At 63.2% G+C, this 14,608-nt stretch carries 10 protein-coding genes; 8 read left to right on the top strand and 2 right to left on the bottom strand.

Features of this window, described 5'->3' with window-relative positions; all coding sequences use genetic code 11:
* The first annotated feature begins 45 nt into the window (after positions 1–45).
* The 4 genes from AB3X98_RS01005 to AB3X98_RS00990 all read left to right on the top strand — a co-directional run bounded on the left by AB3X98_RS01005 (position 46) and on the right by AB3X98_RS00990 (position 7,333).
* Complete coding sequence (locus tag AB3X98_RS01005) at positions 46–1,158, top strand: porin (RefSeq protein ID WP_368603210.1); 1,113 nt, start codon at positions 46–48, stop codon at positions 1,156–1,158.
* Between the two features lie 398 nt (positions 1,159–1,556).
* Positions 1,557–2,792 (top strand): MFS transporter, encoded by a 1,236-nt coding sequence (locus tag AB3X98_RS01000; protein WP_368603209.1) that lies wholly within the window; start codon positions 1,557–1,559, stop codon positions 2,790–2,792.
* Positions 2,793–3,128: 336 nt separating this feature from the next.
* The gene (locus AB3X98_RS00995; protein ID WP_368603263.1) at positions 3,129–4,373 is read left to right on the top strand and encodes an ABC transporter substrate-binding protein; all 1,245 of its coding nucleotides are present in this window, start codon (positions 3,129–3,131) and stop codon (positions 4,371–4,373) included.
* Complete coding sequence (locus tag AB3X98_RS00990; RefSeq protein ID WP_368603208.1) at positions 4,370–7,333, top strand: EAL domain-containing protein; 2,964 nt, start codon at positions 4,370–4,372, stop codon at positions 7,331–7,333. The genes AB3X98_RS00995 and AB3X98_RS00990 overlap by 4 nt, the downstream gene beginning before the upstream one ends.
* 177 nt (positions 7,334–7,510) lie before the next feature.
* Here AB3X98_RS00990 and AB3X98_RS00985 read toward each other — a convergent pair whose 3' ends face one another.
* Together AB3X98_RS00985 and AB3X98_RS00980 are read right to left on the bottom strand one after the other, a co-directional pair.
* Entirely contained in the window at positions 7,511–8,302 is a 792-nt protein-coding gene (locus AB3X98_RS00985; RefSeq protein WP_368603207.1) for a 3-hydroxybutyrate dehydrogenase, read from the bottom strand.
* 24 nt (positions 8,303–8,326) lie between these two features.
* Positions 8,327–9,727: a GntP family permease gene (locus AB3X98_RS00980; protein WP_133183991.1), complete on the bottom strand. Its 1,401-nt coding sequence runs from the start codon at positions 9,725–9,727 to the stop codon at positions 8,327–8,329.
* A gap of 358 nt (positions 9,728–10,085) precedes the next feature.
* On the opposite strand from AB3X98_RS00980, the gene AB3X98_RS00975 reads away from it, so the two are divergent.
* The 4 genes from AB3X98_RS00975 to AB3X98_RS00960 all read left to right on the top strand — a co-directional run bounded on the left by AB3X98_RS00975 (position 10,086) and on the right by AB3X98_RS00960 (position 14,587).
* A complete protein-coding gene (locus AB3X98_RS00975) occupies positions 10,086–11,543 on the top strand; it encodes a sigma 54-interacting transcriptional regulator (RefSeq protein WP_342948201.1) in 1,458 nt (485 codons plus the stop codon).
* A 227-nt stretch (positions 11,544–11,770) separates the two neighbouring features.
* Positions 11,771–12,673 (top strand): ribokinase, encoded by a 903-nt coding sequence (gene rbsK / locus AB3X98_RS00970; RefSeq protein WP_368603206.1) that lies wholly within the window; start codon positions 11,771–11,773, stop codon positions 12,671–12,673.
* Positions 12,670–13,068 carry a D-ribose pyranase gene (gene rbsD, locus AB3X98_RS00965; RefSeq protein ID WP_368603205.1) on the top strand — a complete coding sequence of 133 codons (399 nt, stop codon included), beginning with the start codon at positions 12,670–12,672 and terminating at the stop codon, positions 13,066–13,068. Before rbsK ends, rbsD begins: the two co-directional genes overlap by 4 nt.
* 19 nt (positions 13,069–13,087) lie before the next feature.
* Positions 13,088–14,587 (top strand): sugar ABC transporter ATP-binding protein, encoded by a 1,500-nt coding sequence (locus tag AB3X98_RS00960; protein WP_368603204.1) that lies wholly within the window; start codon positions 13,088–13,090, stop codon positions 14,585–14,587.
* Positions 14,588–14,608: the final 21 nt, after the last annotated feature.

Here is a 14,608-nt window from a genome sequence, read left to right as displayed (position 1 = left end):
TAATAAAAGAATGCCGACAAAGAGATCAAGGTAAAGGAGACGTCAATGAAGAGCCTCGCACTGTGGTGCACGGCGGTATCGGTGATGGCTTGCGCCCAGGCACATGCGGAAGGCGGCCCGGCGGGCGACAGCGTGTTGCTGTACGGCATGGTGGACGCGGGCGTGTCGTGGGTCAGCAACCAGGGCGGCCACTCGGTGGTGAAGTTCGACGACGGCATTTTCACGCCGAACCTGCTTGGGATACGCGGGCGCGAAGATCTGGGCGGCGGCTTGCACGCGGTGTTCGATCTCGTCGATCAATTTTCGATGGGAACCGGTTCGATCATCTCGGGTCAAGGGATCTTCGGGCGCAACGCGTACGTTGGCCTCGACAGCGACCAGTACGGCAGGCTCACGTTGGGCAATCAATACGACTTCATGACCGATTCGCTGTTTTTCGGCCACGACGACGCAGCGATGGAAGTCGGGGGCCTCTACAATTTCCGCGCGGGCCCGTTTGCGAAGATCGCGATTCCCGGCAACCCGCCCTTCGCGCAGCAGTTCGACTGGGACCGCATGGCCGGCGCCACGGTCGAGAGCTCGGTCAAGTATCAATCGCCGAAGTTTGCCGGATTCAGCTTCGGCGGCCTGTACGGCTTTGGTGGCATTCCGGGCGCATTCGGACGCGGCAATACAGTCAGTGCCGGCGCGAATTACACCAACGGCGCGTTCGGCATGGCGGCCGCGTACACGGAAGCCAAATATGTGGAGACCGGCGAACCCGATGTCGGCATTCGCAACTGGGGCGTGGGCGCGCACTACGACTTCGGCAAGGTCATGGCGACGCTGCTGGTGACGACCGTGCGCAACACCTTCAACGGCGGCGCCATTGCCCAGGCCGAGGCCGGCGCGAACTGGCTGCTCGCGCCAGACTGGGCGATTGCCGCCGACTACATGTACATGAAGGGCAACGCGTATCTCGACAACAATCACGCGCACCAGATCACGGCCATCGTCGATCACTTCCTGTCCAAACGGACGGTCGTGTATGTGGAGACCGTGTATCAGCGCACGAACGCCGGGGCTCAGGCGCTGATCAGCGGCGTGCTCGACCCCAACGGTACGTCGAGCGGTCCTAACCAGTTCATCGCCCGCGTTGGCGTGCAGACGCGGTTTTGAACCCAGGCGCCTGCGAGCGCCTCGCTTGACTTGATGGACCGGTTTTCCGGCAATTCCTCACGGGGCGCTTTCCCGGCGCCCTTAGTCTCCTGTCCAGTGACCAGCAAAGCATCTATTCGATGCCTATATTGTCCCCAGAAAAATATCGTTTATTTTTCCGGCTCTGAAATGACATAATCACCGCCCCGCCGGCCCGCGCGGGGCAGGCCGCGTCACATTCCATTCATAACCCTTTTGTCGACCCCGCTAATCGCAGGGCCGCACGCGATTCTTTATTTGATGTTAATTTAAACGCCATTCCCGATTGACCATTTAAGCGGCGATTTCCCCCATTTTTGGTGCGAAATTGCCGAACAATGGCTTTTATTATTCGCCACACACAAAACAGTCATCGAAACATGAACGACCGTTCTCCCAATCTCGCGCCCGCGCCGCTCGAAGAGACGACACTGCGCCAGTGGCTGTCAGTCTTGGCCGTGGCGATCAGCGCATTTGCGTTCGTGACGTCCGAATTTTTGCCGGTCGGTTTGCTCACCGAGATCGCCCGCGACGTCGGCGTGACGCCGGGTACTGCCGGACTCATGGTGACCACGCCGGGCGTAATGGCGGCGATCTTCGCGCCGGGCCTGATGATGTTTGCCGGCCGCATGGACCGGCGTCAAGTCTTTCTCCTGCTCACGGCCATGCTGCTCGCGTCGAATATCGTCTCCGCGCTTGCGACGAATTTCGCGTTCATGCTGGTTGGCCGCGCGATGCTCGGCGCGGCGCTCGGCGGATTCTGGACGCTTGCGACTGCAGCGGCGGGACGCCTCGTGCATACGAGCGACGCCCCGCGCGCAACGGCCATCATCCTGACCGGCGTGACCTTCGCGACGGTGATCGGCGTGCCGCTCGGCACCTTTATCGCGGGTTTCGCGTCGTGGCGCATGTCGTTCTTCGTGACGGGCGGCCTCGTCGCGCTCGCGCTCGTTGCGCAGGCGCTGCTGGTGCCAACGCTTCCTTCCGCCGCCGCATTGCGTCTTGCCGATTTCGCCACGCTGCTGCGTCGCCCGCATGTGCGTCTGAGCATGCTGATGGTGGCGCTCGTGTTCGGCGCGCATTTCTCGACGTACACGTTCATCGCGCCGCTGCTCCAGCAGGACTTCTCGATGAGCGCCATCACGCTGCTGCTGCTCGCGTTCGGCGTGATCGGCTTTTTCTCGAACGCGCTGACTTCGGCGGTCGTTGCCACGCGCCTGAAGCTCGCCGTGGCGACGATGACGGCGCTGCTGTTGTGCGCGCTCGCAGCGATGATTCTGCTCGACCACGTGCGAATTGGCGAGATCGCGGCGATGCTGATGTGGGGCGTGGCGTTCGGCGCGATTCCGCTGTGCTTCTCCGTGTGGATTCAGCGCGGCACGGCCGATCTTGCCGAAGCGGGCTCGGCGATGTTCGTGAGCGTGATCCAGGTGGCGATTGCGCTTGGCTCGTCAGTGGGCGGCACGATCGTGGACCGCGCGGGCATACGTGCCGATCTGGTGCTCGGCTGCGCGCTCGCCGTGTTCGGACTCGTGACGCTGCATCGGCTTGCGGCAATGGAGCGGCCGGCGCGGGTCGCGGCGCTCGAATGCGAATGCAGCCCGTCGCTCGATTGAAACGATCGCAACGATTGATTCGAAAGCGACGCAAGGCGGCGAGCCATCGACCTCGCCGCGCCGCGCTCCGGGTCTGCGCAAAGAGACCCGCTGCCATTGCACCACGTTAGCGCATCGCGCCGCGCTAACGTTTGCGAACGGGCATGATCGTTCGTCCGCAAGGCTCGCCAATTGTCGCGTGCCACGCTCACGCGTAACCCCCTCAAGTGACGCCCGGTTTCGGCCGATATGCAATGTGGTTCCCCTGCGTTCCGCGGGGTCCGCCATTCCCGAACTGAAAGCGAGCGTTACGTGCACGGAATCAAGTTTGCCTGGCTGTGGTCCGGTCTGATCGGCATGCTTTTGCTCCTGGGTTGCGATCAGCAGAACGGCGCCCAGAGCAGCAAGGCCGCGCCGGCACGGACCACCATCACCGCGCTGATCTGGGCGCCGGACTGGCCGGAGGAGATGCTCCAGATCGCCGCCGGGTTCGACAAGCTCAATCCCGATCTGCACGTGAACGTGCAGTTCATGGTCGGCAACTCGATCGAGGAGAACATCAAGCCGCGCGTGGCGGCGGGCACGCTGCCCGACCTCGTCAGCATCAATCCGAACGCCTATGCCGCCGAGCTGGCCGACCAGGGCGTCCTGACCGATGTCCGCCAGAGCGCCGCATGGAAGAACATGCTCGATCCACTCAAGGCTGACTGGACCAGTCGCGAAGGCAAGGGGTTCGGCATATCGGGCGGCGTGGCGACGACGATGATCTATTACAACCGCGCCATGTTCGCTAAGGCCGGCATCGACACGCTGCCGACGAATTTCGATGAGTTCCTGGCGGTGTGCGCGAGGCTCAAGCAGGCGGGCATGATTCCGGTGATGTGGAGCGGCGGCTTTCCGAACATGCTCGGCAACGGGCCATTCGCTTCAGGCTTTGCCAATGATGTGGTCGCGCGCGAGCCCAACTGGAAAGAGAAAATGGCGGACGGCACGCTGAACCTCGATACGCCGGAGGCGGCCGATATCTTCGCCAAAATCGCATTGATCCCGGAGCGCGGTTACGCGCAGCCGTCGTTCATGACGACGGGGTACGACGAGGGCATTCGCCTTTTCAAGGAAGGCAAGGTGGCGATGGCGTTCCAGGGCAGCTGGTCAGCCGGACTCATGCTGCATGGAAACGATTTCTCGGTGGGCGTGTTCGTGCCGCCCTGGAACGCGCGCGGCGAACGCGTCGTGCCGGTGCTCGGCAGCGAAACGGGCTTTGCCGTTTGCGAAACGCCCAACAAGGCCGCGGCCATGCGTTTTCTGGAATTCATCGCCGGCAAGGGGTTTCCGATTCTTCAGCGGAAACGCCACAACATTTCGCCGTTCCAGAAAGGCATGGGGACCGTGGTGAGCGACGTGGAGATCGTCGACTACACGAACGCGCTCAGCCGTTATCCCGTCACGGCAAGCCCCTATTATTCGTCGCTTCCTTCCAATACGATTGAGCTGGTGCATGAATTGATGCAGGATGTGCTGCTCAGGAAAATTACACCCAGGCAGGCTGCGCAGCGCCTGGATAACTCGGTCAAGACTGAAGCGAAGATGCACTACAAATGAATGCAATCTCCGCACTGCTGCGACGCGCTTTCGACTACCTCTGCCAGGATTTGCTTCGACGCGTCGAGATTCGCTATCGACTGATTGCCGCTTTCATTCTGTTGGCGCTGTTGCCCATTATCATTTCGGGCTGCATTTCCTATGTGAAGTCGATCGCGGCGATCAAGGAAAATGCGGAGATATTTTCGAAAGAGGTGGTGAGGCAGGTTTCGAGAAATGTCGAGCTGCGCATGCACGAGATCGAAACGGAAAGCAATCTTCTCGTGCTTTCGGACCGGGTCCAGGGCGCACTGGCGAGAGCGGCGAGCGGCAGTGCGATGGAGCAGAGCGAGGCGCGCGAGGACATGACGCGTTTGCTGCTCGAGCATTATGGGTCGGTCGATTTCATCAACCAGAAATATTTGCTCGACCAGAAAGACCGGATTCTGGATACGCAGGCATTTGCGCAGTTGACTTCGGGTGTGACGGCGCTCGTCGGCATTGCGGAAGAATCGCATGAACGCACCTACTGGGGCAGCTACGACGATGGCGTGGGCCAGCAGAACCTGGGAATGGTGCGCGCCATCTACAACAAGAGCGACAACGCGAAGATCGGCAGTCTGGTTCTGGTCGTTCGCCCCGAATACTTCTCGACGATTTTCAACGACGTCGCGACGGGCAGCGGAACAGAGATTTACGTATTCGATGCGAGCGACAACAAGATCATCGTGGTTCCGAATCACGCCTCGTCGCCCAACCCGGGCGCCGCACCCGAGCCCGGCCTGATCGAGGATATCGCGCGCCACCGCGTATCGGGCGAGTCGAGCCGGTTCGTCAATTTCGCGGCAAAGCGCGGCGGGCATTATCTTGCCGCCTACGCGCGCATTCCCGGCACGAGCTGGTTCGTGGTCAGCACGATCGCCGAACGGAATCTCACCGCGGAGGCGCAGGCCGTACGCAACCAGATCGTGGTGGTCGGCATTTCCGGGTTTCTGCTTTCCATTTTCCTTGCCTACTTTATTTCGTACAGCATTTCGGCGCCGCTCCAGGATCTGGTGCGCCGCATGCACGACACTGGCGAGGATGCCGGCGCCGTCGAGGACGATGGCAAGGACGGGGAAGGCCCGCCTGGCGGACCGGACGAACTGGCCCGGCTGGCGCAGCGCTTCGAGCGGATGCGCACGGCGATCAGGCAGAAGATTCACAAGATCAACGAAATCAATGCGTCGCTCGAACAGACTGTCGTCGACCGGACGGCGGAACTCGTCGCCCGCGAACGGGAGTCGCGCACGCTGATCGAGAATTCGCCCGATACGATCACGCGATATGACCGCGAGCTGCGCCGCATCTTCGCCAATCCGGCCTTTTGCACGTCGGCGGGATGCGATCTCGCCAGCGTGCTCGGCAAGCGGCCTTCGGAGCTTCCCGGCGGCGCCAATGCGCTGGTCTACGAAAGGAAGATCGGCGAAGTCATCGCGACGGGAAAAAGCGCGCAGTTCGAACTGCGGTGGGCAGGAAAGGACGGGCAGGAGCAATGCACTCACATTCGCATCACGCCTGAGATCGATCGTTCCGGCCATGTCACTTCGGTGCTGGCAGTCGGTCGCGACCTCTCCGACCGGATGGCGTTCGAGGCGACCATCTGGAAGCAGGCCAATTTCGATGCGCTGACGGGTCTGCCTAACCGGCAGCTCTTTCACGATCGTCTTACCGAGGAGGCCGCGCTCGCGCGCCGTTCGCAAAGGCGCGTGGCCCTGATGTTGATCGACCTCGACCGCTTCAAGGAGGTCAACGACTCGCTGGGGCACGACCGCGGCGACGTGCTGTTGATCGAGGCTGGTCGCCGCATCAGCGCGTGCGTGCGCAATCTGGATACCGTCGCGCGACTGGGCGGCGACGAGTTCACGGTGATCTTGCCCGATCTCGAAGACATGGACGCGGTCGAGCAGACCGTGCGCAATATCAATCGCAAACTGACTGAACCGTTCAAACTCGGCGCGGACGAGGTCTACATCTCGGCGAGCATTGGCGTCACCGTTTTCCCCGACGACACGGTTGAACTCGACGCCTTGTTCAAGAACGCAGACCAGGCCATGTACGCGGCCAAGAATGCCGGACGCAACCGCTTCAGCTACTTCACGCCCGACATGCAGCTGGAGGCGGAAACGCGCTTGCGCCTGACCAGCGACCTGCGTTCAGCGTTGCCTCGCAATCAGCTTCGGCTGGTTTATCAGCCGGTCGTCGACCTGGCAACGGGCCGGGTCTGCAAGGCGGAAGCCCTGTTACGCTGGCTGCATCCGGAGCGCGGCATGATCAGTCCGCTGGAATTCATTCCGCTGGCCGAAGATACCGGCCTGATCATTCCCATCGGCGACTGGGTGTTCAGGCAAGCCGTGCAGCAAGCGCGCATCTGGCGTGAGCAATACGATCCGTCGTTCCAGATCAGCGTGAACATGTCGCCGGTGCAGGTCCGCCAGGACAGCACGGTCGGCGTGCGGTGGCACGACTATCTCGATCGCGAGGGCATGCCGGGGCAAAGCGTGGTGGTGGAAATCACCGAGGGGCTGCTGCTGCAGGCCGAATCGAATATCGACGAGCGGTTGCTCGATTTCCGTCTGGCGGGCATAGGCATTTCGATCGACGACTTCGGCACCGGCTATTCCTCGCTGGCCTATCTCAAGCGCTTCGACATCGATTACCTGAAAATCGATCGGTCGTTTGTCCAGAACCTCAGCGTGGACGAAAACAATCAGGTGCTCTGCGAGGCGATGGTGGTGCTCGCACACAAGCTGGGAATCCAGGTCATCGCCGAAGGCGTGGAAACCGTCGAGCAACGGGATTTTCTCAAGTCGATGGGCTGTGATTTCGCGCAGGGCTATTTGTACTCGAAGCCGATCGAGCCCGAGCAGTTCGAACAGGTGGTTTGGCCATTGATCGCGGAAGGCGCGGCGGCCGGGCAGGAGCGAAGCAATCGCAAATGAATCGATACGGCAGCATCGTATCGACTCACTGCGGAACGATACGAAATAATCAGCCAGCATATAAATCGGCGCGCTCAGGTGTTCTGTACGAAAACGTACGGAATACGCACGCCATGAAACTGCGGCGCATGGCGCGCGATTGACGCGTCGTACGTCGTTCGCGCGCCGCTGCCGTTTTTACTGCGCGAGCCAGCCGCCATCCACCTTGAGTTCGGCGCCGCGCATCTCGTTCGCCGCTTCCGAGCACAGGAAGGCCGCTACGCCACCGATTTGCTCGACCGTCGCAAAGCTTGCCGACGGTTGCTTTTCGCCGAGCAGTTTCAGCGTGGCGTCTTCGACGGAGATGGCCTCGCGGTGAGCCAGGTCATCGATCTGCTTCTGTACGAGCGGCGTGAGCACCCAGCCCGGACAGATCGCGTTGACGGTCACGCCGCTGCGCGCGGTTTCCAGTGCGGCGACCTTGGTGAGCCCGATCACGCCATGCTTGGCCGCGACATAGGCCGACTTGCCGACCGAGCCCACGAGCCCATGTACCGACGCGATATTGATCACGCGTCCCCAACCCGTTGCGCGCATGATGGGAAGCGCTGCGCGCGTCGCGTGAAACGTCGCGCTCAGATTGATCGCGATGATCTGGTCCCAGCGATCCACCGGGAAGTTCTCGATCGTTTCGACGTACTGAATGCCCGCGTTGTTGACGAGAATATCGAGCCCGCCGAACGTGCTTGCCGCGAAAGTCACGAGGGCTTTGATCTCGGCAGGACGGCTCATGTCCGCGTTGTGATGCACGGCGTGCACGCCGGTCGCTTCGATTTGCGCGAGCGCGGCCGCCGGATCGCCGAAACCGTTCAGGACGATATTGGCGCCAGCGCGAGCCAGCGCCGTCGCAATGCCGAGACCGATGCCGCTGGTCGAACCGGTGACGACGGCGGTCTTTCCGGCGAGGGAGAGCGTGTTGGGGAGATGCATGGGTGGGCCTGGTGTAGTTGCCGGTTAGACGATGCCGGTCAGGTAGAACACGGCGATGACGAAGAAGACCGCGAGCGTTTTGATGATCGTCACCGCGAAAATGTCGCGATACGACTCGCGGTGCGTGAGGCCCGTAACCGCGAGCAGCGTGATGACCGCGCCGTTGTGCGGCAGCGTATCCATGCCGCCGCTCGCCATTGCCACCACGCGGTGCAGCACTTCCATCGGGATGTGCATGGCCTGCGCGGTCTTGATGAAGGTGTCCGACATGGCGGCGAGCGCGATGCTCATGCCGCCCGATGCGGAACCCGTGATACCCGCGAGCGCCGAAACCGACACGGCCGCATTCACGAGCGGATTCGGAATGGCCTTGAGCGCATTGCCGACCACGAGGAAGCCGGGCAGCGCCGAGATCACGCCGCCGAAGCCGTACTCGGATGCCGTATTGAGCGTGGCGAGCAGCGCGCCGCTCACTGCGGTCTTCGTGCCGGTCGCGAAGCGTTCCTTCACGCGGCCGAACGCCGTCACGATGACGAGCAGAATGCCGAGCAGCAGTGCGCCCTGCACGGCCCAGATGGCGACGACGCTCTTCACGGCCACCGTCACGGGCGCGTGCATGCCGGGCAGCACGTCGGGCGCGACGGTGAAGCTGTCGCCGTACCACTGCGGAATCCACTTCGTCAGCAGGAAGTTGGCGACGCCAACGAGCACGAGCGGCGCGATGGCCAGCGCCGGATGCGGCAGATTGCCGGTCTCGACGCGCTCCGGTTCGTTCACGAGCGACGTGCCATAGCCTTCGCCCTTCGCCATGGCGCTGCGGCGGCGCCATTCGAGGTACGTGAGACCGACCACGATGATGAAGATCGAGCCGATCACGCCGAGCCAGGGCGCGGCCCACGCGGTGGTCTTGAAGAACGTGGTGGGAATGATGTTCTGGATCTGCGGCGTACCGGGCAGCGAATCCATCGTGAACGTGAACGCGCCGAGCGCGATCGCACCGGGCATGAGGCGCTTCGGAATGTTGCTCTGGCGATAGAGTTCGGCGGCGAAGGGATACACCGCGAACACCACGACGAAGAGCGAGACGCCGCCATACGTGAGCAGCGCGCAGACCGCGACGATCACGGCATTGGCGCGCGAGCGGCCAATGTAGCGGATCGCGGCGGCCACGATCGCCTCGGAGAAGCCGGATAGTTCGATGACCTTACCGAACACGGCGCCGAGCAGGAAGACGGGGAAGTAGAGCTTGACGAAGCCGACCATCTTTTCCATGAAGATGCCGGAAAACACGGGGGCGACGGCGGAGGGATCGATCAGCAGCACGGCGCCCAGTGCGGCGATGGGCGCAAAGAGAATGACGCTGTAGCCGCGGTAGGCCACGAACATCAGGAACGCCAAAGCGGCGATCACAATCACAAAGGACATCTTGTCTCCAGTTGGTTTATTCGTGCAGGTCTGTTTGTTGTTCGCGCGCGCCGAAGCCGGCGCGACCGCGCAATAGAGCACGATGTGTGCCAGCGGGCGGAGAGCCTTGCGCGAAGCGGCGGGCGAACCCGCTGCGCGGGGCGCAGGGGTGCGCCGGGATGCTTGCGGCGGCTGCGAGTCGCAAAACTGAGACGAGTTAGGCGAAGAAAGCGCGGCGCCGCTTGCCATCCCCGCGCGCCAAGCCGGGAAATTTCAGGGGACGTGGCGCAATCTCATTTCTGGGATAATGCGTCCCGCAAATGAGAATCCACTGGTCGTGACGGGCTACGTCAGGGCCGCGATCCAGGAAAAGCACCGAATGGAAATCGAAACGACCGCGCTGCTGGCCGACTACGACCACGTGCGCAAGCTGGCGATGCAATCGCTCTTTCGATCACTCGACAAGTTCAGCGAAGGCACCGTGATCGTCGATCGCAACGCGCGCGTGGTGTGGATCAACCGGGACTACGCGGCGCGCTTCGGCTTTGACGACCCCACAGCCGTGATCGGTCTCGATTGCGAAGCCGTCATTCCGAACAGCATGATGCGCGACGTCGTGAAGGGGGGCGAGCCCATTCTGCTCGACATTCTCGAGACCGATCGCGATCCGATCGTCGTCACGCGTTTGCCGATCAAGGACGACAACGGCGAGACGATCGGTGCTGTCGGCTTCGTGCTGTTCAACGAACTCAAGGGACTGTCGCCGCTCTTTAGCCAGTACGCACGGCTGCGAGCCGAACTGATCAGCACGCGTCAGTCGCTCGCGCAGGTGCGTCGCGCGAAGTACAGCTTTTCGAGCTTGATCGGCACGAGCGCCGCAAGCCTCGAAGTGAAGCGCCAGGCGCGCCGGGCCGCGCGTCTCGCCTCGCCGGTGCTGTTGCTTGGCGAAACCGGCACGGGGAAGGAGCTGCTCGCGCACGCCATCCACGGCGCGTCCGGACGCGCGGACAGTCCGCTCGTGACGGTGAACGTCGCGGCGATTCCCGACACGCTGCTGGAACTGGAATTCTTCGGCGCGGAGGCGGGCGCGTACACGGGCGCGGAGCGCAAGGGGCGCATCGGCAAGTTCGAGCTGGCTCAGGGCGGCACACTCTTTCTCGACGAGATCGGCGACATGCCGCTCGCGCTGCAGGGCAAATTGCTGCGGGTCTTGCAGGAGCAGGAGTTCGAGCCGCTCGGCTCGAATCGCATCGTGCGCACCGACGTGCGCATCATCGCGGCGACCTCGGCGGATCTGCCCGCACTCGTGGCGCAGGGCCGGTTTCGTGCGGACCTCTACTATCGCCTCAACGTACTAATGATTCGTGTGCCGCCGCTGCGCGAGCGCCTGGCGGACATCGAGGCGATGGCGTATTCGATTCTCGACAAGCTCGCGGTGGAGAGCGGCGCGGGGCATCTCGAACTCGACAAAGACGCGCTCGCGGTGCTGTGTGCGTATGGCTGGCCAGGCAACGTGCGTGAGCTGCGCAATACGCTCGAGCGCGCGGTGCTGCTATCGGACAGCGAGCGCATCGATGCGCGCTCGCTCGCGCGCTTCATCGGCGATGGGCGCGGGCAGCGCCGCGACGAAGAGACGGGCACTCAGCACGATACGCAGGACGACACCGGCGTGCCGCAGTATCAGCAGTACGACGAAGCAATGCGCGATTACGAACGCCGCTTCCTGACCGACGCGTTACGCGCGGCCGGCGGCCAGGTGACGAAAGCCGCCGCGCAGATCGGCATGGCGCGCGCGACGCTGTACCGGCGGATCGTCGCGCTAGGTATCGAGGTGTGATGCGCAAGAATCGCGTCGCGGGCCACCACCGCGCCGGATTCGTATAGAGCCGGTGCCCCACTACGGCCGGCCCACCAGTAATCGGGGACATATTGTCCTGCGCATCCGGTTATACCCTGGGTCTATTTCACACGCGTGAGCACTCTGGTATAACTGCGCTCCCAAGCTGATTACGTTTTAGCACGGCAAAAAACCGCAGGCGCGGCAAGCCGTCGAAAGGGAGTGCAATGGCGCGCGTAGTGGTGGTGGGCAGCATCAACATGGACATGGTCGTCACGACCGACACGTTTCCCCGGCTCGGCGAGACGCTGTTCGGCACGCATTTTTCGACCCATCCGGGCGGCAAGGGCGCGAACCAGGCGGTCGCGGCGGCGCGCCTTGGCGCCGAGGTGACGATGATCGGCTGCGTCGGCGCCGATGCGTTCGGGGGCGAGATGAAAGCGACGCTGGCGCGCGAAGGCGTCGATATCGCGCATGTGAGCACGGGGCGCGAGGCGACCGGCATCGCGTCGATCACACTCTCGGGCGGCGATAACGCGATCATCGTCGTGCCCGGCGCGAACCACGAGCTTTCGCCCGAAGACATCGACCGTGCAAGCGCCGCGATCGCGCAGGCCGACGTCGTGCTCGCCCAACTCGAAGTGCCCTACGCAACGGTGCTGCATGCCGCGCGGCGCGCTCGCGAACACGGCAAGCCATTCTTTCTCAATCCCGCGCCCGCAGTCGAACTGAGCGGCGAACTGCTCGAACTGACTACGCTGCTGACGCCCAACGAGCATGAACTCGCCACCGCGCTGCAAACGCCGGAAGGCGCGTGGGCCGAGGTCATCGCGCGCTCGCCCATGCGCATCGCCATGACCCACGGCAAAGACGGCGCGTACTACGCCGATGCCAATGGCGCGCTCGTGCATCAGCCGGGATTCGCCGTCGAAGCCGTCGATACGACCGGCGCCGGCGACACCTTCAACGGCGCACTCGCGGCGTTCTGGCATCTCGGCATTGGCGAGGCCGTGCGGCGCGCGAACGCGGCAGGCGCGCTCTCGGTGACGCGCGCCGGTGCGCAGGGCGGCATGCCCACGTTCGCCGAACTCGAAGCCTTTCTGAACACGCAAGCCCGAGATTCGCAGTGAAAAAACACGGACATCTGAATCGCGACATCGCACGCGTGCTCGCGCGCATGGGCCACACCGATAGCCTCGTGATCGCCGACTGCGGCCTGCCCATTCCCGACGGTGTGGAATGCATCGACGTTTCGCTCGCGGTGGGCGTGCCCGACTTCTTCGCCGTGCTCGACAGCGTGCTCGCCGACTTCAAGGCCGAGCGCGCGGTGTTCGCGAGCGAGGCGCAGACGCATAACGCGGCCGTGGTGGCGCGCAGCCGCGAGATGGCCGCCACGCACATCGCCGTGGAAACCGTGCCGCACGAAGAATTCAAGCGCCGCTGCCGCGAGGCGAAGGCGGTGATCCGCACCGGCGAGTGCAGCCCCTACGCGAATGTGATTTTGCATTCGGGCGTGATCTTCTGAGAGGTCCAGGATGCAAGTGATGATGCAGGGGATCGGCAAGGCGTTCGGTCCGGTTCGGGTGCTCGAAGGCGTCGATTTCCACATCGAGGCGGGTGAGATCCACGCGCTGATGGGCGAGAACGGCGCCGGCAAATCGACACTCATGAAGATCCTGAGCGGCGTGTATCAAGCCGATGCAGGCGAGATCCTCGTCGATGGGCGCGCGGTGCAGATCCGCAGCACCGTCGAGGCCGAACGCGCGGGCATTGCCATCATTCACCAGGAATTGAACCTCATCGCGCAGTTGACGGTGATGGAGAATCTGTTCCTTGGCCGCGAGCCGAGCCGCTTCGGCATGGTCGATGTCGCGACGATGCGTAAAGAGGCGCGCAAGTGGCTCGACAAGGTCGGCGCGCAGCGTATCGATCCGCAGACCGAAGCAGGGCTGCTCTCCATCGGTCAGCAGCAACTCGTGGAAATTGCCAAGGCGCTGTCGCTGAACGCGCAAGTCCTCGTGATGGACGAGCCGACCGCCGCGCTCACGAACCGCGAAATCGAAACGCTCTTCGAGATCATGCAGTCGCTCAAGGCGAGCGGCGTGGCGATCGTCTACGTTTCGCACCGCATGGAAGAGATATTCCGCGTGTGCGACAAGATCAGCGTGCTCCGTGACGGCCATTTCGTCGGCGAACGCGCGATTCGCGACACCGGTTTCGACGAGATCGTGCGCCTGATGGTGGGCCGCGAGATCGGCGAGCGTTTTCCGAAACGCAGCCATGCACCGGGCGACGTGCGCATGCGCGTGGCCGGTCTGGCGGATGAAGGCCATATCGAAGGCATTACGTTCGACGTGCGCGCGGGCGAGGTGCTCGGTATCGCCGGACTCATGGGCGCCGGGCGCAGCGAGATCCTGCGCACGCTGTTCGGCGCGAACCGCAAGTGCGCGGGCACGGTCACGCTCGACGGCAAGCTGCTCGAGGTGCGCGACGCGTCCAGCGCGATTGCGGCGGGCATTGGCTTCGTTACGGAAGACCGCAAGCGACAGGGGCTCGTGCTCGGCATGTCGGTGCGCGAAAACGCGACGCTCGTACATCTGGACCAGTACGCGACCCTCGGCTTCGTCAACGAGCCCGCGGAGCGCAGCGCCGTCGACGGTCTCATCGAGCAGTTGCGTGTGCGCACGCGCGACGCCGAACTCGACGTCAAAGCGCTTTCGGGCGGCAATCAGCAGAAGGTCGTGTTCGCGAAGTGGCTGGCGCAGCCGCCGAAGGTGCTGCTGCTCGACGAGCCCACGCGCGGCGTGGACGTGGGCGGCAAAGCCGAGATCTACACGATCATCAATCAGCTCGCGGCGCAGGGCGTCGCCATCGTGATGGTGTCGTCCGAGTTGCCCGAAGTGCTGGCTATGAGCGACCGCATTCTCGTCATGCATCAGGGACGCCAGAACGGCATCTTCGAGGCGGCCACGGCCACTCAGGAACTGATCATGACGGCGGCAGCCGGCGGCCAGGCGAGCGCTGCGCAAGCCGTGGCAGCCTGAGCGAAGGCGCTTACTCATACA

The sequence above is a fragment of the Paraburkholderia sp. BR14312 genome, from assembly GCF_040948675.1.
Taxonomy (GTDB): domain Bacteria; phylum Pseudomonadota; class Gammaproteobacteria; order Burkholderiales; family Burkholderiaceae; genus Paraburkholderia; species Paraburkholderia nodosa_A.
The sequence above is the reverse complement of the archived record's forward strand: the minus strand, read 5'-3'. Positions and strand labels throughout refer to the sequence as shown.

Bases quoted from the DNA above. Each gene is read 5' to 3' on its own strand.
- AB3X98_RS01005 (WP_368603210.1), top strand. From the start codon at position 46: ATGAAGAGCCTCGCACTGTGGTGCACGGCGGTATCGGTGATGGCTTGC.
- AB3X98_RS01000 (WP_368603209.1), top strand. From the start codon at position 1,557: ATGAACGACCGTTCTCCCAATCTCGCGCCCGCGCCGCTCGAAGAGACG.
- AB3X98_RS00980 (WP_133183991.1), bottom strand. From the start codon at position 9,727: ATGTCCTTTGTGATTGTGATCGCCGCTTTGGCGTTCCTGATGTTCGTG.
- AB3X98_RS00975 (WP_342948201.1), top strand. From the start codon at position 10,086: ATGGAAATCGAAACGACCGCGCTGCTGGCCGACTACGACCACGTGCGC.
- AB3X98_RS00995 (WP_368603263.1), top strand. From the start codon at position 3,129: ATGCTTTTGCTCCTGGGTTGCGATCAGCAGAACGGCGCCCAGAGCAGC.
- AB3X98_RS00990 (WP_368603208.1), top strand. From the start codon at position 4,370: ATGAATGCAATCTCCGCACTGCTGCGACGCGCTTTCGACTACCTCTGC.
- AB3X98_RS00960 (WP_368603204.1), top strand. From the start codon at position 13,088: ATGATGCAGGGGATCGGCAAGGCGTTCGGTCCGGTTCGGGTGCTCGAA.
- rbsK (WP_368603206.1), top strand. From the start codon at position 11,771: ATGGCGCGCGTAGTGGTGGTGGGCAGCATCAACATGGACATGGTCGTC.
- AB3X98_RS00985 (WP_368603207.1), bottom strand. From the start codon at position 8,302: ATGCATCTCCCCAACACGCTCTCCCTCGCCGGAAAGACCGCCGTCGTC.